The sequence below is a fragment of the Microlunatus ginsengisoli genome, assembly GCF_039537205.1.
Classification (GTDB): Bacteria; Actinomycetota; Actinomycetes; order Propionibacteriales; family Propionibacteriaceae; genus Microlunatus; species Microlunatus ginsengisoli.
Map to the genome: position 1 here is coordinate 12701 of NZ_BAABAB010000027.1, position 26666 is coordinate 39366.

Annotated in this window: 25 protein-coding genes, 1 tRNA gene and 1 riboswitch; of the genes, 14 read left to right on the forward strand and 12 right to left on the reverse strand. The window is 70.0% G+C overall.

All coding sequences use genetic code 11. From position 1 onward, the window contains the following. Positions 1-215: 215 nt before the first annotated feature. Positions 216-1274, forward strand: a complete 1059-nt coding sequence (locus tag ABD747_RS18340) for an aldo/keto reductase (protein ID WP_344807259.1) — start codon at positions 216-218, stop codon at positions 1272-1274. A gap of 19 nt (positions 1275-1293) precedes the next feature. On the opposite strand, the gene ABD747_RS18345 is transcribed toward ABD747_RS18340, so the two are convergent. Beyond that, positions 1294-2715: a hypothetical protein gene (locus ABD747_RS18345; protein WP_344807261.1), complete on the reverse strand. Its 1422-nt coding sequence runs from the start codon at positions 2713-2715 to the stop codon at positions 1294-1296. 615 nt (positions 2716-3330) lie between these two features. On the opposite strand from ABD747_RS18345, the gene ABD747_RS18350 reads away from it, so the two are divergent. Then, a complete protein-coding gene (locus tag ABD747_RS18350) occupies positions 3331-3672 on the forward strand; it encodes a DUF2200 domain-containing protein (RefSeq protein ID WP_344807263.1) in 342 nt (113 codons plus the stop codon). Between the two features lie 138 nt (positions 3673-3810). Here ABD747_RS18350 and ABD747_RS18355 read toward each other — a convergent pair whose 3' ends face one another. Then, positions 3811-4833 (reverse strand): ABC transporter substrate-binding protein, encoded by a 1023-nt coding sequence (locus ABD747_RS18355; RefSeq protein ID WP_344807265.1) that lies wholly within the window; start codon positions 4831-4833, stop codon positions 3811-3813. 84 nt (positions 4834-4917) lie between these two features. Between ABD747_RS18355 and ABD747_RS18360 the strand changes: the two genes are divergently transcribed. From ABD747_RS18360 to ABD747_RS18390, 7 genes are all read left to right on the forward strand, one after another. Further along, complete coding sequence (locus ABD747_RS18360) at positions 4918-6402, forward strand: DUF7059 domain-containing protein (protein ID WP_425562558.1); 1485 nt, start codon at positions 4918-4920, stop codon at positions 6400-6402. Positions 6403-6573: 171 nt separating this feature from the next. Further along, positions 6574-9336 (forward strand): type I DNA topoisomerase, encoded by a 2763-nt coding sequence (gene topA / locus ABD747_RS18365; protein ID WP_344807267.1) that lies wholly within the window; start codon positions 6574-6576, stop codon positions 9334-9336. Positions 9337-9540: 204 nt separating this feature from the next. Beyond that, a complete protein-coding gene (locus tag ABD747_RS18370) occupies positions 9541-11136 on the forward strand; it encodes a hypothetical protein (RefSeq protein WP_344807269.1) in 1596 nt (531 codons plus the stop codon). Beyond that, positions 11133-11801: a dTMP kinase gene (gene tmk, locus ABD747_RS18375; RefSeq protein WP_344807271.1), complete on the forward strand. Its 669-nt coding sequence runs from the start codon at positions 11133-11135 to the stop codon at positions 11799-11801. The genes ABD747_RS18370 and tmk overlap by 4 nt, the downstream gene beginning before the upstream one ends. Then, on the forward strand, positions 11798-12982 hold the full coding sequence (locus ABD747_RS18380) for a DNA polymerase III subunit delta' (RefSeq protein ID WP_344807273.1): 1185 nt from the start codon (positions 11798-11800) through the stop codon (positions 12980-12982). Before tmk ends, ABD747_RS18380 begins: the two co-directional genes overlap by 4 nt. Positions 12983-13268: 286 nt before the next feature. Then, positions 13269-13676, forward strand: a complete 408-nt coding sequence (locus ABD747_RS18385) for a VOC family protein (RefSeq protein ID WP_344807275.1) — start codon at positions 13269-13271, stop codon at positions 13674-13676. 110 nt (positions 13677-13786) lie between these two features. Continuing rightward, the gene (locus ABD747_RS18390) at positions 13787-14155 is read left to right on the forward strand and encodes a hypothetical protein (RefSeq protein ID WP_344807277.1); all 369 of its coding nucleotides are present in this window, start codon (positions 13787-13789) and stop codon (positions 14153-14155) included. A gap of 76 nt (positions 14156-14231) precedes the next feature. On the opposite strand, the gene ABD747_RS18395 is transcribed toward ABD747_RS18390, so the two are convergent. Continuing rightward, a complete protein-coding gene (locus ABD747_RS18395) occupies positions 14232-14672 on the reverse strand; it encodes a hypothetical protein (RefSeq protein ID WP_344807279.1) in 441 nt (146 codons plus the stop codon). 338 nt (positions 14673-15010) lie between these two features. After that, positions 15011-15176: riboswitch (cyclic di-AMP (ydaO/yuaA leader) on the forward strand. A 12-nt stretch (positions 15177-15188) separates the two neighbouring features. Between ABD747_RS18395 and ABD747_RS18400 the strand changes: the two genes are divergently transcribed. The 3 genes from ABD747_RS18400 to ABD747_RS18410 all read left to right on the forward strand — a co-directional run bounded on the left by ABD747_RS18400 (position 15189) and on the right by ABD747_RS18410 (position 18704). Next, positions 15189-15845, forward strand: coding sequence for a transglycosylase family protein (locus ABD747_RS18400; protein WP_344807281.1), 657 nt, complete (start codon positions 15189-15191; stop codon positions 15843-15845). A gap of 279 nt (positions 15846-16124) precedes the next feature. Continuing rightward, positions 16125-17132: a PSP1 domain-containing protein gene (locus ABD747_RS18405; protein WP_344807283.1), complete on the forward strand. Its 1008-nt coding sequence runs from the start codon at positions 16125-16127 to the stop codon at positions 17130-17132. Positions 17133-17141: 9 nt separating this feature from the next. Beyond that, complete coding sequence (locus tag ABD747_RS18410) at positions 17142-18704, forward strand: alpha/beta hydrolase (protein ID WP_344807285.1); 1563 nt, start codon at positions 17142-17144, stop codon at positions 18702-18704. Between the two features lie 26 nt (positions 18705-18730). Here the strand turns inward: ABD747_RS18410 and ABD747_RS18415 are convergent, their stop codons facing one another. Next, entirely contained in the window at positions 18731-19174 is a 444-nt protein-coding gene (locus ABD747_RS18415) for a hypothetical protein (RefSeq protein WP_344807287.1), read from the reverse strand. Positions 19175-19447: 273 nt separating this feature from the next. Between ABD747_RS18415 and ABD747_RS18420 the strand changes: the two genes are divergently transcribed. Beyond that, positions 19448-19523, forward strand: a tRNA-Thr gene (locus ABD747_RS18420). Positions 19524-19532: 9 nt separating this feature from the next. Here the strand turns inward: ABD747_RS18420 and ABD747_RS18425 are convergent. The 8 genes from ABD747_RS18425 to ABD747_RS18460 all read right to left on the reverse strand — a co-directional run bounded on the left by ABD747_RS18425 (position 19533) and on the right by ABD747_RS18460 (position 25589). After that, complete coding sequence (locus tag ABD747_RS18425; RefSeq protein ID WP_344807289.1) at positions 19533-20558, reverse strand: tyrosine-type recombinase/integrase; 1026 nt, start codon at positions 20556-20558, stop codon at positions 19533-19535. A gap of 315 nt (positions 20559-20873) precedes the next feature. Next, entirely contained in the window at positions 20874-21053 is a 180-nt protein-coding gene (locus ABD747_RS18430; RefSeq protein ID WP_344807291.1) for a helix-turn-helix domain-containing protein, read from the reverse strand. Between the two features lie 49 nt (positions 21054-21102). Next, a complete protein-coding gene (locus ABD747_RS18435; protein ID WP_344807293.1) occupies positions 21103-22647 on the reverse strand; it encodes a replication initiator in 1545 nt (514 codons plus the stop codon). Continuing rightward, on the reverse strand, positions 22644-24155 hold the full coding sequence (locus tag ABD747_RS18440; protein WP_344807295.1) for an FtsK/SpoIIIE domain-containing protein: 1512 nt from the start codon (positions 24153-24155) through the stop codon (positions 22644-22646). Before ABD747_RS18440 ends, ABD747_RS18435 begins: the two co-directional genes overlap by 4 nt. After that, entirely contained in the window at positions 24152-24547 is a 396-nt protein-coding gene (locus ABD747_RS18445; protein ID WP_344807297.1) for a hypothetical protein, read from the reverse strand. Before ABD747_RS18445 ends, ABD747_RS18440 begins: the two co-directional genes overlap by 4 nt. Next, positions 24544-24708 (reverse strand): hypothetical protein, encoded by a 165-nt coding sequence (locus ABD747_RS18450; RefSeq protein WP_344807299.1) that lies wholly within the window; start codon positions 24706-24708, stop codon positions 24544-24546. Before ABD747_RS18450 ends, ABD747_RS18445 begins: the two co-directional genes overlap by 4 nt. A 102-nt stretch (positions 24709-24810) precedes the next feature. Next, positions 24811-25251, reverse strand: a complete 441-nt coding sequence (locus tag ABD747_RS18455) for a hypothetical protein (RefSeq protein ID WP_344807301.1) — start codon at positions 25249-25251, stop codon at positions 24811-24813. A 2-nt stretch (positions 25252-25253) separates the two neighbouring features. Beyond that, positions 25254-25589, reverse strand: a complete 336-nt coding sequence (locus ABD747_RS18460; RefSeq protein ID WP_344807303.1) for a hypothetical protein — start codon at positions 25587-25589, stop codon at positions 25254-25256. 192 nt (positions 25590-25781) lie between these two features. Here ABD747_RS18460 and ABD747_RS18465 point away from each other — a divergent pair. Then, positions 25782-26666: helix-turn-helix domain-containing protein (locus ABD747_RS18465; RefSeq protein WP_344807305.1), on the forward strand; the 885-nt coding region annotated here is incomplete at its 3' end.

The following is a 26666-nucleotide window of genomic DNA, read 5'->3' on the forward strand; positions in this document are numbered from 1 at the left end:
GAGATTCCGGCCTCGGCGGGAATTTCGGGCCGCGAAGGCCGCGAAGTGGCCCCGCTTTCCGGCCGCGGCGGGAATTTGCGGAGTCAGCAGTCAGCGGGAGTCAGGCGTCAGCGGGAGCTGGCGGCCAGGGGGAGGGGGCTGGGCAAGGCCCGAGAGGTGCTAACGCGGGAGGGGGTCTCGCGAGGGCCGCGCCGCCGCCGCGTAGGTTGCCGCTCATGGAGTATCGACGCCTGGGTGGCTCTGGTCTGAACGTCTCCGTGCTCACGCTGGGAACCATGGGGTTCGGCACCGTCGGTCGCGGGTTCGAGCACGTCGGAACCGTCGATCTCGACGGGGCGAAGGAGCAGGTGGCGATGTGCCTGGACGCGGGGGTGAACCTGTTCGACACCGCGGACATGTACTCCCGCGGGGGTTCGGAGGAGGTCCTCGGCCAGGCCATCGGGAACAAGCGCGACGACGTGCTGCTGGCGACCAAGGTCCGCTTCCCGATGAGCGACGGGCCCAACGACGCCGGGCTGTCGCGGCACCACATCGTCCGCAGCTGCGAGGCAAGCCTGCGCCGGCTCGGCACCGACTGGATCGACCTCTACCAGTTGCACGAGCGGGACGGGGTCACGCCGCCGGAGGAGACGCTGGAGGCGCTCGACCTGCTCGTCCGGCAGGGCAAGGTCCGCTACGTCGGCGTCTCGAACTTCGCGGCCTGGCAGGTGATGAAGTATCTCGGCGTCGCCGAGCGGGAGCATCTGCCGGCGTTCGTCAGCCAGCAGATCCACTACTCGCTGCTGTCCCGCGACGCGGAATACGAGCTGATTCCGATGAGCATCGACGAGGGCTTGGGCAACCTGATCTGGAGCCCGCTGGGCGGCGGGATGCTGACCGGGAAATACCGGCGCGGCGGCCAGAGCGAGGGCACGGTCCGCTACGACAAGCTGGACGAGCACACCGAGCCGCCGATCCACGACCCGGAGCACCTGTTCGATGTCGTCGACGTGATCCTCGACGTGGCCGGCCGGCACGGCGTCTCCGCGGCGCAGGTGTCGATCGCCTACCTGCTCGGGAAGCCGAACGTGACCAGCCTGGTGATCGCCGGGCGTACCCGTGACCAGCTGGCCGACAACCTGGCCGCGCTCGACCTCGCGCTCACGCCGGAGGACATCGGCGCGCTGGACGACGCCACCGAGCCGCGGCTGATCTATCCGTTCTGGCACCACCTGGCCTGCGCCGCGGACCGGCTGTCGCCCGGCGACCTCAGCCTCCTCGGTCCGCGTCTGTGAGCAGTCCCACGGGCTCGGCTCAGGGGCTGTAGACCACCGTCGGATCCGGTCCGTTGCTGCCGCGGATCGCGTCGTCGGCGCGGCCGAGCCGGCCATCGGCCGCGTTCAGCTGACCGAGGACCGAGCGCGCCTCCTCGTCGTCGCCGCCCTCCTTGCCCTGCAACGACCAGCGGCGCAGGATCGGGGCGAGCGCCTGCATCTCGGTCTGTAGGGCCCGGATGTCGTCGCGCTGGGTGCTGATGTCCGGGTGCTCGGCGACCCGCTGCTCCAGCTGGGGGAGCAGCCCGGCGATCCGGCTGTTGATCTCGCCGTGATGGGTGAACGGATTCACCGGGCGGTGTCCTTCGACATCCATCATGTGGCCGAGGAACGCCAGGAAGCTGTACGTGCACGCCGTGCCGAACGCCGGCCCGCTGGACCCCCACGACCACGACCAGCCCTTGCCGTCGACGGTCTGGTGCGGATCGATGTGGATCGAGTCCGGCAGACACACGTGGAGCCCCGGAGTCCCTGGCTCGACCATCTCCCGCCAACATGCCTTGCCGGGGTGGTAGCTCTCGCCGACCGCGGTATCGCGGCAGAACTTCTCCGCACCCGCGACGTCGCTCTGCATGCCGCCGCCACCGGTGAAGTCGATGCCGAGCGAGGATGTCGTCCACAGGTTCGTCATGGTCGTGATGTTGTGCCACAAGCCGAACGCGTCGCAGCGCCGCTTCAGCTGGACCAGGGTGTTGAGGTCGGCCGCGCCGAGGCCGTCCAGCGCGGCGCCGAGGTTGGTCGGGCGATCGTTTCGCCAACGCCAGAAGGACTTCGCGGTCAGCGTACGGCCGAGCATGGCCAGCAGTTCGGAGTCCAGCGACGCGTACGGCGACCCGTCCGGAAGCTCCGGCGACGGCGCGTCGGGCGTGCCATCGGTGAAACGCTGCACGGCGTGCCCCTCGCTCGGCGTCGTCTCGTCGCCGCTGGGCTCGCGGGCGGGGCGGGTGACCGGTCCGGTTCCGTCGCCCACCGGTGGCGCCTCCTCGTTGACACAACTGCAGCCCTCGTGCACCTCGCCGCCGCAGCGTTGCACCGGCGCCGGCTGCATCTCTTCCGATTCGGCGGCGCAGCCGCAGCCCTCGTGGACCTCGCCGCCACAGCGCTGGACGCTCGGTTCGGCGGCCCCCGATCGGCTCGACGCAGTGGTCGGCGCCGGTAGCCGGCGCGCTGATCGGTCGGCGGCGCCGGGGGTGCGGTTCGCCGCCGGGCGTGACGACAGCAGGCTGCCGACCGCGGCATTGCCGGCCGCCCGCTGCAACTGCAGCAGACCGAGTGGCGCAACGTCGGCTCCGGCAATCGGTGCGGTCGGTGCGAGACGTGATTGGGCGCCGACGAGCTGTCCGGCGCGCTCTGACCGAGGACCGCCGGAGCCGATCGGCTCGACCTCCGCACGGTCGTACACGCCATCACCCCCACGATCGGTCCGCGATGCTCCGAGTCGATCCTGGGCGGAGTTCCGCGCCGCCGAACAGGTCCGGACGGCCGACCGATCGGGCCGAGTCGGCTGCCCGATCGGGCAGCGCCCGGCCTGCCGGAGCGCCGCCCGCGGCCGGCTTCCGAGCGTCCGATGTGACCCATGCCACGAATGTTGACATCGTTGTCAGAAGGAGGAACATAGAAGGTGAGAGCGAGAGGAGGTGACGCTCATGAAGAAGATCCGAAAGATGATGCACCGGCTGAACGACTGGACGCGGATCGCGATGAACGATCCGTCCGCCGTGGACCGAAGCCACTCGGTGCAGGGCTGGCCGCCGGTCGGCTGACCCGATCACGAATCTGAACCGAGGCCCGATCCGTCAATGTCGACGGCGGGCCTTTTTCATGCCTACCGGAGGTTATGACCCTGGATCGGGGCCGACGCGGCAGCTGTGTGTCGCTGATCGACCTCGCCCGCGCGAGAGAGCGTTTTCTACAGGACCATCCCACCGCGCGAGGTCGATCCGCGACATCGAGCCGGCTGATCGCGACGGAGTTGGGATCGCGCCGACGCGGCCGGGAGCTGACTACCCTGGCGAAGATGAGCCGGATCTTCACCACCAGCGTCGCCTCGGTCTATCCGCACTACGTGACCAAAGTGGAGCGGAAGGGACGTTCGCAGGCCGAGCTGGACGAGGTGATCTGCTGGCTGACCGGGTTCGATGAGAACGAGCTCGAGACTCACCTCGCCGAGGGCACGACGTTCGAGGACTTCTTCGCCGCCGCCACCTTGAATCCGAATGCGTCCTCGATCACCGGGGTGGTCTGCGGGATCCGGGTGGAGAACATCGAGGATCCGTTGATGCAGAAGATCCGCTACCTGGACAAGCTCGTCGACGAGCTAGCCAAGGGAAAGTCGATGGAGAAGGTCCTCCGCCACTGAGCCCGGCCCCCGGGGCTCCCGCCCGGCCCCCGCGACGACTTCGCGCGTCGAACCGCGACTTCGCGCGCCTCGCACGGTGAGCGAAGTCGCGCTTGGGTGAGCGAAGTCGGCCACGTGGCCCGCGCGGGGCCAGCCCGATCAGCCGGCGTCGACGACCTTCTTCGCGTTCGCGAGGGCGCCGGCGAAGTCGGCGAAGATCGGCGCATTGGCGAGATAGGAGTACGGCGCGGCGGCCTTCCAGTCGTGGACCTGGCCGGCCTTCACCCCCGGCAGCGACGACCAGACCGCGACCCTGTCGGACGCCTGCTGGGTTTCCGGGCTGCGAGCGTCGTCGAAGATCACGTCGCCGGAGTACCTGTCCAGCTCCTCGTAACTGATTTCGGTGAAGTAGTCGGTCTCCTTGCCGCCGGCCGGCACGAACTTCACCCCGAGGGTCTGCAGATAGGCAAAGTCCGGATGCTGCTTCGCGTTCGCGATCCAGGCCTTGTCCGCGGTTCGGCTGATGCCGAGCGCGGTGATGCCCGGGTTGGCGGCGACCGCGTCCTTCACCTGCTGGACCGACGCCTCGAACGCCGCCTTTGCGTCCGTCACGGCCGCCGCGCTCTGGTCCGCGCCGAGGCCGCCGGCGAGCTTGGAGAACTCCTGGATGATCTCGAGCAGATTGAGGTCCAGCATCGTCATGCCGAGCGTCGGGCTGATCTTCTCCACCTGCGCCAGGCTCTTCTCGGGGACGTACCACAGCGTCTTGTTGTCGAAGCTGAGGTCGACCAGCAGCTCGGGGTTCATCGCCGCGAACTTCTCCAAGTCGAATTCGCCGTAGGTCTTGCCGAGCACGGTGAGCCGGGACAGATCGAGATTGCCGGCCTGGTAGTTCAGCTTGCCGTTCGCGTCGGTGGCCAGCTCGCCGTAGGCGCCGGCCACCTCGATGCCGAAGTCCCACAGGGCGGCCGCGGCGCTGCTCTGCGCCACGATGGTCTTCGGTACGGCGGGCAGGTCGATCGCGGTGCCGCGGGCGTCGGTCCAGGCGAACCCCGCCGCGGCGCTGCTCGCGGACGAGGCCGGATCGCCGCTACCCGCGCTGGCATTGCAGCCGGCCAGGGTCAGCGCGGCCGCGCCCAGCCCGAGCAGGAAGCGTCGGCGGTCGAGCATGGTGGCGTTCATCAGTGGCGTCCTCTCAGTGCCGAATGAGGGCAGCCTAACCTAAACTCTTGTGCTCGGGCCGCGCACGACTGGTAAGGATGAGACGTGCTCACTTCGGACCAGTGCCAGCTGCTCGCCGCCCGGCTGGCGGAGCTGGACTACACCGTCGACGCCGTCGTAGCCGCCATCGGCGATCCGGCCCATCGCGCGCTCGGCCGCAACCAGACCACGCCGGCGACCAGGGCCCTCGACGGTCGCGACGATCCGCTGTCCGACCTGATCCGGCTGTGGCTGCTGCAGCAGCCGATCGCCGCGGCCGCGCTGGACGCCGCGCTGCCGCAGCTGCGCACGACGCTCGTTCGGGCCGGGATCCTCGCGGTCGACCACGACCGCGTCCGAGCCCTGGTGGACGTACGGCCGTACAGCGCCGACGATCGCACCTGTTATATCTGTGCCGACCTGACGCCGGGGCTGGACGGCGTGGTCACGCCGACCAGGCCGGACCTGGTGCTCGGGGTCTCCGCGGCCTCGACCTCGCTCGCGCAGCTCACCCCGCGGGCTCCGGTCGGCTCCGCGCTCGACCTGGGTGCGGGCTGCGGTGTGCAGAGCCTGCACCTGGCCCGGCACGCCGACCGGATCGTGGCCACCGACCTGAACCCGCGAGCGATCGAGCTGGCCGAGGTCACGCTGTGGCTGAACGGGGTGGACACCGTCGAGCTCCGCCAAGGCGACCTGTTCGCCCCCGTCGCCGAAGACGGCTTCGACCTGATCAGCACCAACCCGCCGTACGTCATCGCCCCGCCGTCGACCGGTCCGCGGCTGACCTATCGCGAGGGAAACCTCGCCGGTGACGGGCTGGTCGAGCGGATCGTCCGGCGCGGTCCGGACCACCTCAACCCGGGGGGCACGTTGAGCGTGCTCGGCAACTGGGCGCGCCTGGCCGGAACCGACTGGCAGGAACGGCTGGCCGGGTGGGTGCCGGCCGGCTGCGACGCGCAGGTCGTGCAGCGCGAACTGCTGGACCCGTGCGAGTACGCCGAGATCTGGCTGGCCGACGCGGGGCTGGCCGGTGCTCCGGGCTATCGGCGCCGGTACGCGGAATGGATGGACTACTTCCAGTCGTTGGGGATCGAGGCGGTGGGCCTCGGCTGGATCACGATCCGGAAGTCGGGGACGAGCGAGCCGTCGATCCGGATCGAGCACTGGCCGTACGCGATCGAGCAGCCGATCGCGCCGGCGCTGACCGCGGCGCTGTCCTCGGTCGAGCTCGATCGCCGGCTGGGCGAGCAGGAGCTGCTGAGCAGGCGCTGGGTCGTCGCCGACGACGTGGTCGCGGAGAGCGTCGGCCCACCCGGGGCGGCCGACCCGGAGCACCTGGTGCTGCGCCAGCAGCGCGGGATGCGGCGCGGCGCGGAGGTGGATACGGCCCTCGGCGGGGTGGTCGGCGCCTGCGACGGCGAGCTGCCGCTCGGGCTGCTGATCGACTCGGTGGCCGGGCTGCTGGACGTCGACGCCGCGGCGCTGCGGGCCGATCTGGTGCCGCGGATCCGCCGGTTGCTGAGGGACGGCTTCCTGACCGAAGCGCGCTGACCACCCGTCACGGGCGGTTCAGATTTCACGAGCGTCGGCCGTATGGTGGGCCGCCGGACGTAGACTCAGCGCCGCCGAGGGGCGGGCAGGGTGGCGTCCACGCAGAAGCAACACACAGCAGGGGCACAGCCAGACCGGATACAACGGGCAGACCGGATACAAGAGGGAACCGTGGCAGCGAAGACAGGTGGCAGGCGGCTGGTGATCGTCGAGTCGCCGACCAAGGCGACGAAGATCGCCAGCTTTCTGGGCGACGGATACATCGTCGAGTCCAGCCGTGGACACGTCCGCGACCTGCCGACGGGTGCCGCGGAGGTGCCGGCGAAGTACAAGGGTGAGAAGTGGGCCCGCACCGGGGTGAACGTCGACAACGGCTTCGAGGCGCTGTACGTCGTCAACCCGGACAAGCGCGCCACCCTGCGGTCCCTGCGCGACGCCCTGGCCGGGGCCGACGAGCTGCTGCTGGCCACCGACGGTGACCGGGAGGGCGAGGCGATCGCCTGGCACCTGCTGCAGGAGCTGAAGCCGAAGGTGCCGGCCAAGCGGATGGTCTTCCACGAGATCACCCCGCACGCGATCGCGGAGGCGGTTGCCAACCCGCGCGACCTCGACGAGGACCTGGTCGACGCCCAGGAGACCCGGCGCATCCTCGACCGGCTGTACGGCTACGAGGTCTCCCCGGTGCTGTGGAAGAAGGTCATGCCGCGGCTGTCGGCCGGCCGGGTGCAGTCGGTGGCGACCCGGTTGATCGTGGATCGCGAGCGGGAGCGGATCGCGTTCCGGGCCGCGTCGTACTGGGACATCGACGCGACCCTCGACGCGGGCGAGGGGGCCGAGCCGCCGCTGTTCCCGGCGCGGCTCACCCACGTCGGCGATCAACGCGTCGCCCAGGGTCGCGACTTCGATTCCCGCGGTCAGCTCGTCGTCAAGGGCAGCGAGAAGCTGATCACCCTCGACGAGCCGCAGGCCGAGGCGCTGGCGGAGAAGCTGCGCAGCGCCGGCTACACCGTGGACAGCATCGAGTCCAAGCCCTACACCCGCCGGCCGTACGCGCCCTTCCGTACCACCACGCTCCAGCAGGAGGCCGGGCGCAAGCTCGGCTACACCGCGCAGCGGACGATGTCGGTGGCCCAGGACCTCTACGAGGCGGGCTTCATCACCTACATGCGAACCGACTCGGTGGCGCTCTCCGATACCGCGATCCGGGCCGCTCGGGCACAGGTCCGCCAGCTGTACGGCGCCAACTACCTGCCGGACGCGCCGCGGGTCTATGCCAGCAAGGTGAAGAACGCGCAGGAGGCGCACGAGGCGATCCGGCCGGCCGGAGAGGAGTTCCAGACCCCGGCCCAGACCGGGCTGACCGGCGACCAGTTCCGGCTGTACGAGCTGATCTGGCAGCGCACCCTGGCCTCCCAGATGAAGGACGCGACCGGGCAGACGATCACCGTCAAGATCATCGCCAGCCCAGCCGGGGAGCAGCGGTGCACGTTCGTCGCGTCCGGCCGGACGATCACGTTCTACGGCTTCCTGAAGGCCTACGTCGAGGCCGTCGACGAGAGCAGCGAGGGTCAGTCGGACGACTCCCAGACCAGGCTTCCCGAGCTGAGCAAGGGGCAGTCGCTGCTCGCGGAACGGGTTCGCGCGCTCGGCCACGAGACCCGGCCGCCGGCCCGCTACACCGAGCCGAGCCTGGTGGCGAAGCTGGAGGAGCTGACCATCGGCCGGCCGTCGACGTACGCGACGATCATCCGGACCATCACCAGCCGGGACTACGTGTTCAAGAAGGGATCCGCACTGGTTCCGACCTGGCTGGCTTTCGCCGTCACCCGGCTGCTGGAGGAGCACTTCCCCAAGCTGGTGGACTACGCGTTCACCGCCGAGATGGAGGACGTGCTGGACGAGATCGCCGACGGCCGGGCGGCGCGGCTCGCGGTGCTGACCGACTTCTATTTCGGCAGCCCCGAGGGCGGTGACCGGGAGGGCCTGCAGCGGTTGGTGTCCGAGCTCGGCGAGATCGACGCGCGCAAGCTGTCGACGTTCGGCATCGGCGACGTCGACTCCGGGATCGACGTCCGGGTCGGTCGATACGGCACCTACGTCGAGGACACCGAGGGCCGGCGGGCCAACGTCGCGGAGGATCTGCCACCGGACGAGCTCACCGTCGACCTCGCCCGCGAGCTGCTCAGCAAGCCGATGGGCGACGAGCGGGAGCTCGGCGTCGATCCGGAGAACGGGCTGACCGTGGTGGCCCGGAACGGCCGGTTCGGGCCGTACGTCACCGAGGTCCTGCCCGAGGATGCGCCGAAGAGCGCGAAGCCGCGGACCGGCTCGCTGTTCGCCTCGATGAGCGTGGAGACCGTCAGCCTGGAGCAGGCGCTGCAGCTGATGAGCCTGCCGCGCGTGGTCGGGGTGGCCGAGGACGGCACCGAGATCACTGCGCAGAACGGCCGGTACGGCCCGTATCTGAAGAAGGGTACGGATTCTCGGTCGCTGGAGAGCGAGGAGCAGATCTTCGCGATCACCCTGGACGAGGCGACTGCGATCTATGCCCAGCCGAAGCAGCGTGGCCGGGCCGCGGCCAAGCCGCCGCTGAAGGAACTCGGCCCCGACCCGGTCTCGGGCAAGCCGATGGTGATCAAGGACGGCCGGTTCGGTGCGTACGTGACCGACGGCGAGACCAACGCCACCCTGCGCCGCGGCGACGACGTGGAGACGATCACGCCGGAGCGCGGCGCCGAGCTGCTGGCCGAGAAGCGGGCCAAGGGCCCGGCCCCGAAGCGGACGGCCAAGAAGGCGCCCGCGAAGAAGGCGCCGGCCAAGAAGGCCCCGGCGAAGACGAGCGCGGCGGCCTCCCGGTCGGGCGGCGCGGCGAAGAAGGCCCCGGCCAAGCGGGCGCCGGCCACGAAGGCGGCCTCCTCCGGCGTCTCCGGGTAGGCCGTGGCAGGGTTCCCTCATGAACGAGCATCGGGTAGGCGCGCCGGTCTTCCGGTGTTGTCGAGCGCGCGACGGTCTTCCGGTGTTGTCGAGCGCGCGATGGGGCCGAGGTGGTTCGGGCTGTGCGCGAGGGGAGTGGGTCGTGCGTGAGGTGACGCCGGATGATCGGCTTCCCGGCGCCGTGTGCGAGCGAACGGACACAGCGTGAGCAAGGGCAAGCGGTCCGGCGGGTCGCACAAGCGCGGGACCGAGCACGGCACCCGCAAGCCGAAGGAGAAGCGGGCCGGCGCCGAGCCGTCCGCCGATGCCGGGCCGGCTCGCGACCAGGGGTCGGCGGCAGCGCCGGCGGCCGTCCGGCGGCCACCCGGGCAGCGGCTGTGGGACATGCCGTACAGCGCGCCGGCGCCGCGCATGATCAATCCCGCGATCGGGCTGCACAACCTGGTCGCGCGGGCCGGGCACAACGCCGGCTACGACATCGACCTGACCCTGCTGGACGCTCCCGACCACCGGATGATCCGCAGCGGCGTGCTGCTCGCCCACCGGGTGCTCGACGAGCGCGGTGAGTGGTATCTCGGGGCGCCGGACTGGGTCCCGCTGCTGCCCAAGGAGCGGATCGACCCGATGGGCCAGGGAGATCTGCCGCAGGAGCTCGCGGACATGATCAGGCCGTTCCGCCGCCGGGCGGCGCTCGGGCCGGTGGCCGCGCTGCGCTGCGAGCGGCGCGAGTTCGCCCTGCGCGACGACCATGGCACCACGATGGCGCTGCTCCGCGACGACAAGGTCACCGTCCGCAGAGGCGGGCTCACCACCGCCCGCTACCGCGAGGTGATGATGACCCCGATCGGGCCGGGTCTGACCGAGGAGCAGGACTACTGGCTGGGCCAGGTGCTCGGCTCGGCCGGAGCGACCCGGGTGGAGCGGTTCCCGCGGTTGGTCAACCGGCTGGGTGCACCCGCCAACGGGCTGACCGACTATCCCGAGCCCGCGCCGGTGGACGCCTCGACCCCGTTCGGCGCCTTCGTCACCAGCGTGCTGTCCCGGCGGCTGCGGCAGATCCTGCACGCGGACCTGGCGCTCCAGGCGGACCAGCCCACCGCTGCCGCCGATCTGGTCGTTGCGGCGAGCCAGCTGCGCCGGGAGATCCGCAGCATCGCCCCGGCGCTGCAGAACGACCTGATCTCCGACCTGGACGAGGAGCTGGGCTGGTTGGCCGCCGAGGCCGCCGAGGCCGACGGGCTCGGTGCGGACGACCGGCTCAAGGCGAAGCTCCGGTCCGAGCGCTATCTGGCGCTGCTGGAACGGCTGGTCAGCGCGTGCCGGACGAGCCGGACCGGGGAGGCCCGCCGGCAGCGCACCGACGACGTGCTGGAGCGGATGCTGGACCGCGAGTGGCGCCGGCTCGGCAAGGCGGCCGACCAGCTCCGTGGCGATCCCTCGAGTGAGGCCTGGGCGGAGGCCCGAGCGACCCTGGAGGACCTCACCCGCACCTGCGATCTGGTGGAGGAGATCGAGCCGGGGCGGTTCGACCAGCTGCGGCCGCGGCTCGACACCACCGCCGAGCTGCTGGCGGAGGCGGCACGGCGGGCGTCGATCGTCCAGCTGAGCCGGGCCCGGGCCGCGGAGGTGACGCCGGTCGAGGCGTTCGAGCTGGGCCGCCGCTACGAGCACGAGCTGGCCGAGGCGCGGGCGGCACGCGAGGCGTTTTCGACGAAGTGGGCCAAGACGGCCAAGAAGCTGAGCCCGCTCCGCGCCGACGCGGCCCGGCCCGGATCCGGCTCGGCGAAGCCTGCCCCGTGAGCGGCCGGCGGACGCCGACCGGGCTGTTCGTGGTGTTCGAGGGCGGCGACGGGGTGGGCAAGTCCACCCAGGTGGAGCTGCTCTGCGCCAACCTGGATGCGCTCGGCATCGCGCAGCTGCGGACGTACGAACCGGGGGACAGCGAGGCCGGCCGGCAGATCCGCCGGATCGTGCTCGACCCCGCCACCGGCGACCTTGCCCCGCGGGCCGAGGCGCTGCTGTATGCGGCCGACAAGGCGCATCACGTGAGCAGCGTGGTGCTACCGGCGCTGGCGGCCGGCAAGGTCGTGGTCTGCGACCGCTACGTCGACTCGATGCTGGCTTACCAGGGCGCGGGCCGGGTGCTGGACCTGGGAGATGTGGAGCGGGTCGCCCGGTGGGCCACTGACGACCTCCGCCCGCACCTCACCGTCCTGCTCGACGTCCATCCCGATCAGGCGCTGACCACGATCGCGGACAAGGATCGGCTGGAGGCGGCCGGCGCCGACTTCCACGAACGCGCCCGCAACCTCTTCCTGCAGCTCGCGGCGCGAGAACCCGAGCACTACCTGGTGCTGCCGGCTCGCGAGTCCCGGCAGGATCTGGCGGCGCGGATCCTGGAGCGGGTGCTGGGGTTGCTCGGCCGGCGGGCGCCGTCGGACCCGGCAGGCAGACTGTCGCCATGACGGAGGCCGTGTCGACCGAGCGAGCCTGGACAGGACCGAGCGCGCCCGGGGTCTGGGCCGAGCTGGTCGGCCAGGAACGCTCGGTCGCCACCCTGCGCCGGGCAGTCGCCGGCGAGCCGCACGCGATGTCGCACGCCTGGCTGATCACCGGCCCGCCCGGCTCGGGCCGCTCGAACGCCGCCCGTGCGTTCGCCGCCGCTCTGCAGTGTGAACGCGGCGGATGCGGTGCCTGCACCGCGTGCCGTACGTCCTTGTCGGGCGCGCACCCCGACGTCACCCTGGTGCGGACCGAGCTGTTGTCGATCGGCGTGGACGAGGTGCGCGAACTGGTCCGCCGGGCGTCGATGAGCCCGACCCTGGGCCGGTGGCAGGTGATCGTGGTGGAGGACGCAGACCGGGTCACCGAGCGGGGCGCGGATGCGCTGCTGAAGAGCATCGAGGAGCCCGCCCCCAAGACGGTGTGGCTGCTCTGCGCGCCGACCGCCGACGACGTGGTGGCCACCATCCGGTCCCGCTGCCGCCGGCTGAACCTGCAGACGCCGGGCGTGCGGGCGGTGGCGGAGCTGCTGCAGCAGCGGGACGGCATCGAGGCGACGACCGCGCTCTCGGCCGCCCGCGCCGCGCAGGGCCACATCGGCCGCGCCCGGATGCTGGCCCGCAGCGAGGACGCCCGGAAGCGCCGCGGGGCGGTGCTGCGGATCCCGTTCGAGCTGGACGACCTGGGCGACTGCCTGCGGGCGGCCGCGACCCTGCTCGAGTCGAGCACCGCCGAGGTCGCGGCGACGACCGCGGACCAGGACGCGAAGGAGAAAGCGGCGCTACAGGAGGCGCTGGGGTTCGGCACCAAGGGCGCCCGGCCGCGCCAGGCGCAGGCCGCGATGAAGGAGCTGGAGGACCAGCAGAAGGCACGGGCGAAGCGGCTCCAGCGCGACGCGTTGGACCGGGCGCTGACCGAGCTGACCGGTCTGTATCGTGACGTGCTCTGCGTCCAGACAGGGAGCGGTGCCGACCTCGTCAACGACGAGCTGGCGCCGCGGATCGCGGTGATGGCGCGGCGCTCGTCGCCGGAGGCGATCCTGCGCCGGATCGACGCCCTGCTGGCCTGCCGGGAGGCGCTGGAGACCAACGTCGCGCCGCTGCTGGCGCTCGAGTCGACGATGATTTCGCTGATGAATAGTTGATCGAAAAACTACCTCTGACCAGGGATGTTGTTTTTGTTTCGCGATCTGGACGAATCTTGCACGGAGCCCCCAGGGATCATGTACGCTGATGCTCGGTTGTCGGGGGAGACGAACCCCCGAGCGTCCTCCCCGACAACCGCCAAGATGTCGGCGCCGTGTTCGGCGCCAGATGAGTTGAGGTGCCACAGGACCCGAGCCGTCGGCTCGGGTCTTCTGCTGTCCGGCGCCGACCGGTGCCGGCGGCCGGTCTGCCGGTGCTGTCGGAGCCGGATGGCAGCATGCCTGCATGACCCATCCACGGATCGTCCAAGTCGTGCTCGACACCACCGACGCCCGCCGGCTGGCCGAGTTCTATCGGGAAATGTTCGGCCTGCGCTATCGCCAGGGTGACGAGCCACCCTCGCCCGGTCAGCCGGATCGGGACTGGCTGGTGCTGAACAATTCCACCGGGCCGCAGCTGGCGTTCCAGCAGACCGACGGCGTCCGGCCCTCGACCTGGCCCGACGAGACGGTGCCGCAGATGTTCCACCTCGACACCGTCGTGTCCAGCCGCGAGGAGCTCGAAGTCCAGCGCGGCCGCGCGCTCGCGCTCGGCGCCACCCAGCTGCTCGATCGGACCGACGATCCGGACGAGCCGTTGTACGTGTTCGCCGACCCGGCCGGTCACCCGTTCTGCGTCTTCGTCGGCGACTGATCGACCCCTACCGGCCGGAGTCGCTCGATTCGTCGGGCGCCGCGCCGCGCCTCGCCCGGCTGGGCGGAGGCCCGGAGCCCGTCCATCGCTCGTTCGCGACACCGAGACCCATGCAGCTGCACCCGATCATGTACGTCGCCGACCAGTACGCCGAACGTGACTTCTGCCGGCGGTTCGGCTTCGAGGACCACTACGAAGGAGACGAGTTCCCGGGTTTCCTGGCCATTCGGCACGGGGCCGCCGTGATCGGGCTTCAACGATCGTCGGCCGAACAGCCGGCGTACGAGCACGGTCTGCGCTGGCAGTTCGAACTGGACAGCGGCGAGGAGCTCGACGTCCTCGTGTCTGTGTGTGAGCGAGGCGGTCTGGATCACGAGCTCAGCGTCGAAAGCGGAGGATCCCGGTTCCGCACCCGGCTGCTCACCGTGGTCGCCCCCTCCGGTGTGCGTGTGGTGTTCGAGGAGCCGGGCCAGGCGTGATGAGGGTCGGGCACCCGATGCCCGCAGCTCGCAGGAGGTCCTGGCCCGATTGATCAGATTGCCGCCCGGGGCCGATTCAGTGCGCCCGACCGCTCTCGTCGGGGGCGTCGAGTCGGCCGAGCAGCCAGCCGGGTCGCAGCAGACGCCCGCCGACCTCCTCGATCCGGGCGGCCAGGCCGCGGTCGGCGGTGACGACTGCAGCGGTCCGGCGCTCGGCAACGACTCCTCGGGTCTCGTCGACGATGGTGTCGTCGCCCTCGCCGGGAGCGTGCACGACATGGACCGGTCCGCTCCGGGTGGCCGGCACGCCGGCCCGGGCACGGCCCTCCAGCACCAGCACGACGTGGTTCGCCAGCCCGGGGGTGGCGGCCAGGCGGGCATGCAGCCGTGCGGCCGCACCCGCCCGGTCGCTCCACCAGCCGTCCGGCCGGGAGCCGACGACGTTGGCCCCGTCGACGATCAGGACGTCGACGAGCTGGGTATCGGCCAAGGGCGAGCCGGCGGCGGGCGTGTCCACCAGACCAGTCGACCACGCGGTCCAGCCTCGCTGAATGTGAGGAACAGCACAATCTGGCTCGTGTGAGGCTCGTAATAGTGCCGTGACCAGGACAGAAGCCGTCCTGGGCATGTCAGCCGGTTGTGTCCTGGTCGTGACCTCGCGCAACGGGTGCATACACCCGAGTTGCGTGCTGGTTGAGGATCCGCATACGGTGTGGCGAGTTTCGTGTCCGATTCGTTATCAAACTGCGCTTGCGAAAGAGATCGAGCCGACCCGAACGAGAACTACCGCGGACGTACCCGATGTACGGCCGTGGCCGCGTGTCCGCCGCGCCGAGCTTCGCTGGGCGGATGCCTCAGCCGAGACAGCCTCGGGCGCAGCGGAGGTGGAGGAACCAGTTCTCCCGGCCCGGCTGCCTCGCAGCCGGACGACGCGGAGATGGGGTGAAGCCGAACCGCGTTCGGCCGGGCAACTGACAGTCCGAACCCGTCAGCTCACTTCACAGGCGGTGTCAGCGAAGGGGGTTGTCCAGCGTTGTCCACCTCGATCATCAAGCGCATCGTCGGCGTCATTGCCGCGGTTGCGCTGGCGCTGGGCATCAGCGCCGCGACGGCCGGACCGGCAGACGCCGCGTCGAAGACCGTCTGGGACAAGGTCGCCAAGTGTGAGAGCGGCGGCCGGTGGCACATCAACACCGGCAACGGCTTCTACGGCGGTCTGCAGTTCTCCAACTCCACCTGGCGTGCGTTCGGTGGCAAGAAGTACGCCGGCAAGGCGCACAAGGCCAGCAAGTCCGAGCAGATCGCGATCGCCCGCCGCGTGCTGGCGTCGCAGGGCGCCGGTGCCTGGCCGAGCTGCGGCCGCAAGGCGCACCTGACCAAGAAGAACGGCAAGGCCAGCAAGAAGGCCACGCCGGCGAGCAACCCGGGTGCGAAGAAGGCCGCCAAGAAGAAGGTCACGACGGCGAAGAAGCCGACCGCCAAGAAGAAGTCGACGGCGAAGGTCGAGAGCGTCGCCAAGCGGGCGAGCTCGGCCAAGTACGTCAAGGTCAAGCGCGGCGACACCCTCGCCAAGATCGCCAAGCGGCACCACATCAAGGGTGGCTGGAAGGCGCTCTGGAAGCTCAACAAGAGCAAGTTGAAGAACCCGAACCACCTCAAGGTCGGCTTCCGGCTGAAGATCAAGAAGTAACAGAACCTCCCCCCGAGGCGTGGTGGGCGTCACCCCCCCCGGCGACCCACCCGGTGTCGAAGGCCCGGCAGCACTGCGCTGCCGGGCCTTTGCATCGTTCGGCCCGGCTCGCCTCGCCTCGGGCCGCCTCGCCGCGGCCCGCGCCCTTCCGACTTCGCGCTAGTTCGACCCAGTTCGCGGCAGAAGCTTCACGCGCGACGTGGGTGCAGGGCGAGCGAAGATGAACCGGGATCGGTCGCCCCGCTGCCGCGCCGGCCCGCGGCGCATAGGCTGACGGACATGGGTCGTGTGATGGCCGTCTCGTTCGAGCGCTACGGGCGGCTCTACTACCTCGATCCGGGCGAGGGGACGTACGCCGTCGGTGACCGCGTGCTCGTCCCGACCGAGTCCGGTCCCGAGGTGGCGGAGTGCGTCTGGGCGCCGGAGTGGGTCGACGACGCCGAGACCGGTTTCGTCGATCTGCCGGTGTGCGCCGGCAAGGCGGGTGATGAAGCGCTGGCCCGGGACGAGGAGAACCGGCGGCGCCGGGCCGAGGCCAAGCTGGTCGCCAAGAAGCTGATCAAGCGGCACGAGCTGCCGATGAAGGTGGTCGGCGTCGACTACGTCGACTCCGGTGAGGACTTCGACGAGCTGGTGGTGGTCTATTTCACCGCTCCGCACCGGGTGGACTTCCGTGCCCTGGTCGGCGAGCTCGCGCGGACGTTGCGGGCCCGGATCGACCTGCGCCAGGTGGGGTCCCGGGACGCCGCACGACTGGTCGGCGGCCTCGGCAACTGCGGCCGCGACCTGTGCTGCGCCACCTTCCTGAACAGCTTCGAGCCGGTCAGCCTGCGGATGGCGAAGGTGCAGGATCTGCCGCCCAACCCGATGAAGATCTCCGGCGCGTGCGGCCGGCTGATGTGCTGCCTGAAGTACGAGCACCCGCTGTACGTCGACTTCGCCCGTCAGGCCCCGGCCGTCGGGTCGCGGGTGAGCACCGACGAAGGGGACGGCGTGGTGGTCGCACACCAGGTTCCCGCCGACTCCGTGCTCGTCCGGGTCGCCGCGTCCGGAGCGATGACCAGTTGCGCGCTGGCCACGGTGTGCGGCTCGCGACAGGCGTACGAGGGCAAGGACCGCGACGCCGTCCGTACCGGCCGGGACGATCCGGCGGACCCACTCCCGGCCGAGGCCGTGACGGCCGCCGGTGCTGCCGAGGACCCGGCGCCGGGCGCGGGTCGCGAAGCTGCCGGCGGGCGGATGGCAGCCCGCGGGCGGGGGCGTCGCCGACGCGCCCGCGACTCCTGAGCGGCTCCGGTGGGGCTCGCGCGGCGAGCAGCGGCGGCGCTGGCAGTCGCACTCCTCGGGCTCGGCGGCTGCGCCGCCCCGACGCCGTCGCCGGCCCGGTCGGCTCAGCTGCCCTCGGAGCCGGCCCGGCTGCCCTCCCGCCCGGCAGACGGGCGTCCGGTCCAGCCGGTGCCGGACGTACGTCCTGAGGGGTTCGCCGAGCCGCCGCCGGGCGCCGGGCTCGACCGCTATCGCGGGCAGCGACTGCGCTGGCAGGCGTGCGGGTCGCTGCAGTGCGCGACGCTGCTGGTGCCGCTGGACTACGCGCGCCCCGACGGGACCGCGATCACCCTGACGATCGGGCGTCGTCCCTACGGCGGTGCGGACGGTTCGGGCCGGGTCGTGTTCGCCAACCCGGGCGGTCCCGGAGGTTCGGGCCTGTCCTTCCTCGCCGGGCTCGACGGCAACCCGTTCGGCCCGGTCGACGTGGTCAGCTGGGATCCGCGGGGGAGCGGTGCGTCAACACCGGTCCGTTGCTGGGGTGACACAGCCATGGACGCGTACGCCGGGCTGGACCTGTCAGCGGACGACCCCGCCGAACGGACGGCCCTGGTCGACGGGGCGCAGCGGTTCGGACTGTCCTGCCTGGCCGGTTCCGGGGCGTTGCTCGCGCACCTGTCGACCGCGGAGACGGCGAGGGACCTGGACCTGATCCGGAGCGCGCTCGGGCTGGCGACGCTCGACTATGTCGGGTTGTCCAACGGAACGCTGATCGGGGCGGACTACGCGCAGTTGTTTCCCGACCGGGTCGGACGGTTCGTGCTCGACGGCGCCGTGAACATCAGCGGCTCGCCTGTCCTGCAACTCCAGGGCTTCGACCGTGCCCTGGAGGCGATGGCCGACTGGTGTGTGTCGAGGACGTCCAAATGCGCGCTGGGGACGACCCGCGCGGACGTGATCGGCATCATCTCGGGATTGTGGACGCGGCTAGAGCAGCGGCCGCTCGCGGTAGGGGACCGCACTCTCACCCAGACCCTGGCGGCGGACGCGACCCTGCAGGCGCTGTACGCCGGCGAAGGCGGTTATCCGGTGTTGATCGACGCGCTGGACCGGGCCGAGCGCCGCGGCGACGGGAGCCGGCTGCTGCGGCTGGCCGACGGGTTGCTGGGTCGGCGCGCGGACGGCTCGTGGACCCAGTTCGCGGTGGCCTATCCGGCCAGTCACTGCGCCGACGAGCCGAACACCGGGCTCGCCGCGGCCTGGCAAGACGCGGCCGCGGAGGCGCGGAAGGCGCCGATCTTCGGGCCGGTGGTCGGCGCTGACGTGGAGTGCGCGGTCTGGCCGGTCGACGCGCCGAAGGGTCTCGGCAAGGTCACCGCGCCGACGGCTCCGCCGCTGATCGTGATCGGGACGACCGGCGACCCGGCCACCCCCTACGAGTGGGCGCAGGGGATGGCCGGGCAGCTGCCGTCAGCGATTCTGGTGACCCATCGGGGAACAGGTCACACGGCGTTCGGGTCGGCGTGTTACGCGGAGATCGTCCGGCCGTACCTCGCGGACGGTCGGCTGCCGCAGTCGGGGACGGCCTGCTAGCTGCCTCCTCGGCCGGCGGGCCGGGCTCAACCCGGCTGGGTGCCGGCCTGGTCGTCTGGCGCACCCTGGTCCTGGTCGGTGCCGCCCTCGGTGCCCTGGCCTTGACCGCCGAACTGTCCCGGCGGTTGGCCGCCACGCGCGTACCCCATGCCGCCCTGGCCGCCGGGCCCGCCGAACTGGCCGCTGCTCGTGCCGCCGCGGCCGTCACTTGCGGTGTTGCCGTTCGCGGTGACCGCGAAGGTGAGCGCGCTGCCGGCGACCAGGCCGGCGGCACCGACCGCCCCCAGCTGGAGCAGCCGCTTGGCCTTGCCCGGAGTCGAGGTGGGAGTCGATGCGGGATTGGTGGCAGCGGGTGTGGCTGCCGGTCGCGCCTGCTCGGCGGGGACGGCTCCGGCCGGCACGTCAGCCGGATGGGCGGCTGGATCCGGCTGCCCGTCGGGGCGGTCGGGCTCGTCGGGGTGGACGGTCATGGTGAGTTCCTCCGATGCGGTGGCGAGAACGTTGCGGCCGCCAGCCGCCGAGCACCACTGCGGGTGCCGATCAAGCTGGCCAGTGCTGATAGCCGGAACCGGGCGGCAGGCTCCGGCTCGACGTCCACCACAGTGATCGTCCAGTCTGTGCCGGGCGTTGGCTCCGGCTCGACCGTTGCTGTGCGTTCGGGCGCCTCACAAGTGATTACGGCCCCGGCGGGCCGATCGCTATAGTTGGCCCTCGTGCATGGCCGGATCCACGGCCTTGCACCGGCCGCCTTAGCTCAGCTGGCAGAGCAACGCACTCGTAATGCGTAGGTCTGGGGTTCGATTCCCCAAGGCGGCTCCAGCTGAAGCCCTAGTCAGCGACATATTTCGCACCTCCCACAGTCGATTGAACCGCTGCCTGGTCGCCCACGGTCCGCATTGAGTCCGCATTTCGCCGGACAACAGCCTCGTCGAGCCGTTCGGCGACACCGTCAAGATCGTCCCCAAACAAGCCCGCATACACATCCAACGTCATCGCCGCAGACGCATGACCAAGCATCTGCTGCACTGCCTTCACGTTCGCCCCGGCCGCGACCGCCAGGCTCGCCGCGGTGTGCCGCAGCTCATGAGGCGTCAGCCCCGGCAACCCCGCCTTATCTGCCGCGCGATCGAAAAAGCGCGGCCGAAAGTTGGTGTTCCGCAACACCTCGCCACCCGGCGATACGAACACCAGGTCCTCGGGTCCCTTCCCCGAGATCGCGGTCGCCAGCTCGTCGGCCAAGAACCGAGGAATCGGGACCGACCGCCGCTGATGAGTCTTCGTAGTCCCGAACACGACCCGCCCATTGACCTCGGTGACCGCCTCAACAACCTCCAGCCGGCGTCTGGCCAAGTCGACCCGCTTCACCCGCAACGCGGCCAGCTCACCCCACCGCAGACCGGCATACGCCAACACGCGAATCAACGTCCCGTACGGCTCACAGGCCGCCGCCAACCGCCCCACCTCATCATGTGTCAGGAACCGCTTCGGCCGACTAACGATCCGAGGCAGTGGCACTCCCTCGGCCACGTTCCGCACCATCCGCCCATCCTTCACCGCCGCCGACAGCGCCAGCGAGAACACCCGGAACGCGTAACGGACCGTCGCCGGCGCAAGCGTCGCGCTCAGGCCCAGCACCCACGACGACACCTCCGAATGGGTCACGTTCGCCAGCGGCACCGACTCCCACACCGGCAGGATCTGCCGGCGAATAGCCACGTCGTAGCGAACCCGTGTCGTCGGCTTCAGCTGCACCTGCAACTGGATCCAGTTCTCGATCCAATTCCCGACCGTCATCCTGGACAGCGCCGGGTCGATCCACTCGCCGCGGGCGATCGCGACCTCCTGCGACGCCAACCATCGCGCCGCATCACTCTTGCGAGCGAAATGGCGGGCATGTTCCCGATGAGTCGCATCGCGATACCGAGCCCGCCACCGGCCGTCAGGCCGTCGCTGAATGCTCCCAGCCACTTCAACCCCCGAACCGAGGCCACGTCGCGGCCAGAGCGGCCTCCCCCGACCCGGAAAGTGTGTGGTCGGAGGCCCGGGCCTCAAGGGCGCCTACGGCGTCACTACGTGATTCGCTGCGCTCACCCCTGACCCCCGGCCCTCCGACCACAAGATTGGCTGGTCGTCGGGGGAGGCCGATGTGTGGGCAGGTGCTGGCAACCATCAGGACGCCTGCTCGCTCAGCCAGGCCTTCACCGCGGCAGGGTCATAGCGCAAATGCCGACCAACCCGATACGCCGCAGGGCCGAGCCCCAGGTATCGCCACTGATGCAGCGTGCCCACCGGCACAACGAGGAACGCCGAAACATCCTGGATAGTCCACAACCGCTCCGCGGTGACCATCGGCATCGACACTGCAGCCGAGTTTGCTTTCGACACAGGCACTCCCTCCTCAACCGACATCCAGATCGACCGGACCATCCGCCAACTGCGCAGCTTCCCGGCGCGCCCGGGCACGCGCCGCGGCCGAGGCAGCCAACGCCGCATCGCCGGAGCTGAGCCAGCCGGCACCATCGAATGTCCAGCCGCGAACCACGACGAGCGTGGAATCCTCGAGCTCGTCCGCGCCGATGTCTGGGTCGATCGGCGGCCGGTCCGGGGTGTGCGCCTGGCGCCAGGCACGCCGCTCGCCGCGCAGGAACCCCATCGTGGTCGAATAACCGCGGGACTTGGTGGAGAAGTGGCCACGGAATCCGAGCATGTGCAACCACTTCAGGAGCGGTAGCCAGCTCTTCGCGTCGGCGATCACCTGCGCGTTGTCGGTGTCGTCCAGGCCGACCGAATCGGCGTAGTCCTCCAGGGCGGTGATCACGGCCGACGCCTGACCGGTGATCCCGATCGCCGTTTTCAGCAGCCGTTTCGTGTGGTCGGACAGGTTCAGCGCCTCCAGGGATGCGCCGTCGGGCAGCCGGCGGTGATGCAGCCCGAAGTCGTCGGCCGCTTTGGTGGCGTACTTCGCGATGTAGGCGGCGACCATCTCCGGATGCATCGGCCCACTGGAGGCGTCCCGGTTCGCCCGCCCGTGGACGGGGCGGACGTCGCACTGCTCGCCGAACTCCAGATCCCAGCTCGGACCACCCCACGTGTACGGGTCGGTGGTGACCCGCACCGCAGCTGCCGCGTCGATGATCAGCCGGCCGAGCTGCACGGCGTCAAGCTCAACAGTCGGCGGAGCGTACGGGTCACCGGGGCCGTCGAGTCGGATCAGGGCGTGGAAGTGGACGATGCCGCGGCGTTGAAACTCGGCAACCTTCGCGAACGACACCGCCACATGCTTGTTCAACTGGGACCGGGGAACACCGAGAGCAGCGGCGATCCGCCGTCGGAGGGCGATGGTGAACCGGCGCCATAGTTCTGGCGCGTACCAGTTGAACGCGACATGGCCGTGGTAGTCGTAACAGTCGACGCACAGTGGTGTCCCCAGCTGTGGATCGTCCTCGGCGTGGACGATGGTACAGCCGGTCGGACGGCCGTGTGGGCAGGTGCCGGTCCGGCGGCGGTAGTGACAGACCCGGCCGGCGCCGCGCGTGGTGTGCACCGCACCGAAGCTGGGTGCGGTCAGGGTGGCGAACACCATCGGATGCTCCGCGACCGTCTCCGGCACGCCCTTGATGCCACCCGCTACCCCGGCGTAGAGGAGGTGCCACATGTCGCCCTGGTACTCGTGCGAACACGTCTCACACACCGCGGCCCGCCGGTTCCCGCAGCGCAGGTAGGCGACACCGTCGGGTTCGGCGGCGGTGGTGTAGCAGTCGACCAGCCGACCGTCGGGGGTGTGGGTTCGGGTCGAACCCTTCAGTCGGATCGGACGGGCGCAGTGTCCGCAGCCTTTCGCCTGGGCGGCCCACCGGTCGAAATCGGGCCGGCCGGCCCGGGCCGCCATCTCCGCCACCGTGCCCGGCAGCAGATCCGCCAATACGATCGGTGCGGACGTCACGGTTCGCCCCCGACGCTGGTACGGGCAGCCGCCCGCGCTCGGGTCGACGGCCGCCGGGCGGGTGTCTCTGGCTCGGCGGGGATGATGATCGGGATCTGTCGGGGTGCGGGGAACCGGGCTGCGGCGGTTTTGATCATGTCGTCGCTGACAAAGCCGGCGCGCACGCGGATCGGGTGGTTGTCCTCGCCGAGGACGTAGCCGACGCCGCGGGTGGTATGCGGGATTTTGTGGCACAGCGCGCCGTGTCGGAGGGCACCGTCGCCGAAAACCATGGTGACTTCCTCCCGGTCGCGGAGCCGCAGCCCGATCACCTGGGTCAACAGGTGACGCATCTTCACCGTTTCCTTGCGCGGGTCCTGCAGGAACGCGAACACCCGGTAGCCGACCGCCCGACCCTGGGACAGGATGATCGACAGCGCGGCCTCGGCCCGGCGGGTCAGGTCACGGTCGGTGGTGTAGGCGATCAGGGCGGCGAGTTCGTCGATCACGATGACCACCGACGGCTCGTCGACGGATTGGACGTGCTGCCGGGTCCGTCCGGCCAGCCGTTCGGCGCGGGCCTGTAGGTTCCGGGCGTCGTCCTCGAGCATCGCCACGGCGTGGTCGACGGTCTGTGCGTAGCGGGTGAAGAGCGGTCGGCCCATGGACAGTTCCATGCCGCCCTTCAGGTCGATGCCGTGCAGTTGGACCACACCGGCCCGGTTCTGCGGACCCAACGCGAACAGCAGCCCCCAGGTCACCGACGCCTTACCGGAGTCCGACGAACCGGCGACCAGCGTCGACATGGTGATCGACAGCCGCCACACTTGACCGTCCTCGGTCCACCCCAACGGCACCCACCCGACCGGGCCGAGGGGAGCATCCTCGGCGGGGACGGTCGCGTCGAACGGGGCGGCCAACGGGTCGGAGAACGACCAGACGATCGAACACCCGGTGACCTCAGGGTTCGGCAGGATGCGGCAGCGGCGTGCACCGACAGCGACCCGGAGCCGGTCCGCGGCGAGTTCGACATCGTCGACCGTCTGCCCGGTCAACAACCGTGGCCAGGCCATCAGCTGCCCTCGTGTCCAGCGAACCCGATCCAGGCTCGGCGACTCGACCACTGGACCGTCCTCGACCTCGGTCCCATCCCGCCGTCGATCGCCTCGTCGTAGGTGACCTGTGGCTGGGACTCGGCGGGCGAGCCCGACCGACTCCATCAACAGCGGCCACTCCCGTCGCAGCCACCGGGCGAACCGGTACCGGGCCAGCGGATCGGCAAGTCGGCCACGGTAACTGGCCGGCCACCCCCGTGCCCAGGTTGCGAGGGCGACAACCGGGATCACCAGCGCCGCGATGAGCACGAGCTGGTCCTGCCACCACGCCACAGCCGTCGCAGCCCCGTGAAGACTGGTGCGGAGCTTGTACCGCCACCACAACCGGCCAGTACCGCCGACCCACCAGCCGACCTCACGGCCCACCAGGGCGAGGACGCGGCCGGCCTGGCGAACCCAGGGGAGGCTGGTCATGGTTCGCTCCAGGAGACGAGCGGTGCGAGGCGGACGGTGTGGCGGCTGCCGGCGTGCGCGAATGCGGCCAGGACGAGTCGCAAGGTGGGCCGGTCGAGTTCGACGAGCCGGTCGGCGAGGTGTCCGATCGGGCGGCCGGACGCGAGCGCATCGACGATCACCACGATCCGCTGCTCCGGTTCCGACAAGTCGGCTGGCATGGGGTGGAACCGGTCGGGGTCGAGCCACAGGCAGCCGTCATCCAGGCGGATCCATGGCCTTGAGGGGTGGACCAGTCGACCATCCCACGCGCGGAGGAGCAGTTCGACGGCTGCTTCGTGGGCGGGAAGTCCGCGGGCCCACCGCCGCAACCTGCCGGCCATGTCGACACGATCGACGGTCTGGATGGTCATAGGTCGCGGTTCGCCGTCGGCTCGGGCCCGAGGAGGGCGTGCCGGGCCTGCGCGGTGCGCAGGGCGCTCTGCGCGTGGGCGCAGGCGACCGCGAGCCGGCCCAGAGCCATCGGGTCGGCGGCAACCAACACGACATCACCGCCGGGGAGAGCGATCGTCACATACGGTCCGTGGTCGCCCAGCACCATTCGAGAACGAACCGGACCCGGATCCAGGGCGAAATGTCCCACAATCCTCGCTACCTGCCATTTCGCTGGCATCGTTCAACCCACCCTTGCCGGCGCGTCGGGCCAGCCGATCACGGCGGGCAGCCGGACCAGACGGAGTCGGCCGTTATCGTCGGCCAGACCCGCATGCTGATGAGATCCTCCGGCGTGCGCCATCGCGGCCAGCACCAGTTCTAGGTTGCGGCGATCCAGCCCGGACAGCGTGGCCCCCAACTCGTCCAGTGGCCCGTAGCCAACCAACGCCGCCGCCACGGCCAGGACCCGACATTCACCGCCCGACAGCACACCCCAGTTCGCGAGGATTGCGTCGGCGTCGACCCAGTACCAGCCCGGCCGGTCACCGGCCTGAATCCACGGCCAGCCCTGGTCGGTGAAGCGGCCGCCGAACGCGCGGACCAGCAGCTCGACACCCGCCTCCTGTGCGTAGTCGCCGCGCGCATGTGATCGAAGCCCTTCCACCACGTCGAGGTCGGGCATGATCAGGCGGCCTTCCCGGGCTCGGCCGGCTTGGACCCGTTCAGCGGGCCGATATGTCCCGCGCGGAACGCGACCCCCGACCCGGTCTCCGTGCTCCACGGCATCGCGACCAGCCCGTCGACTCGGACGAACTCCCCGACATTCACCTTCGGCTCGAAGTCCGTCGTGATCGTCAGAATCTCCCCACCCGACTCGTCCAACGCCATGATCTGGCTCTTCCACTGCAGCGCACCGGTCGATTTGTCGACCTTTTGCTGCTTCGTGTTGTGGTCCAGCTTCGGCTCATGGGCCTTCGTGACCATGAACCGGATGCCCTCGATGTTGATCTTGAGACGCATCTCAATCTCCTAACGGTTCGGGCGCTTGAGTGCGCCGCGTCACTATCAAGGAGAGCCGAAGTTCAGACTGCGCAAAAGGTGGCATGACGTAGCACGCCGCCACTTACTACTTGCTACGTCCTCGAAATTGTCAGAGGCGTCAGGCATGCTTCATCACAAACGCGAGTTCCCCCGATCGCGAAGGGCACGGCCATGCAGGAAAACCAGATCGTTCGATTGCGAATCGAGCGTGGCTGGAGTCAGCAGCAACTGATTCGTCAACTCATCGCGGTCGCTCGGATGCGCAACCTTGCACTGCCCGAAGCACCCGGGCTGCGAGTGACCGTGTCAGGTTGGGAAAACGGACGCCATCGACCGACAGCCATGTACCGAGAGCTTCTCGCACTGGCTCTCGAAGTCTCTGAGGCCGAACTCGGTCTCGGAGTGCATGCAACACCGTCACCGCTCGTCGTCGGCCCGGAACTCGTGGACTATCTTTCGTCGACGTTTGCCCTACACGCACGAGCAGATCAAAACCTCGGCTCTCAGCTGCTGGTCGATGTGGTCACTGAGCAGACTAAGCGAGCCGAAGGGTGGGCGCTCAACGCATGCGGACGAGACCGCAGCGCTCTTCTATGGATCGTCGGTCGCTATGCCGAATTCTGCGGCTGGCTCCATCAGGACCAGGGAGACTTCACCCAAGCGGATCATTGGACGGTGCGAGCAATCGAGATCTCGCAAGAGTTGGGCGACCCTCGTCTTGTCGCATACGGGCTGACTCGTCGCAGCAACATCGCTACCGAAGGTCAACAGCCATCGGCAGGCTTGCGCCTTGCAGAGGCCGCTCTTCGGCAGCCGACAGAGCTCAATCCTTCGGTCGTCGCCTTGGCGCAGCGCCAGGTCGCCGTATCGAGCGCGATGCTCGGAGACCGTCGCGGATGCGTCAACGCAGTCGAGCTCGGCGCCCAGGCGGTGGGCACGTGCTCGGAGGTGACCCCGGAGTCGGACTACTGCACGGCGTCCTACATCGCAATGGAAGGCGCGCACGCGCTCAGCATCTCGGGCCGACTCCGCGATTCTGTCCAGATGTTCGAACAT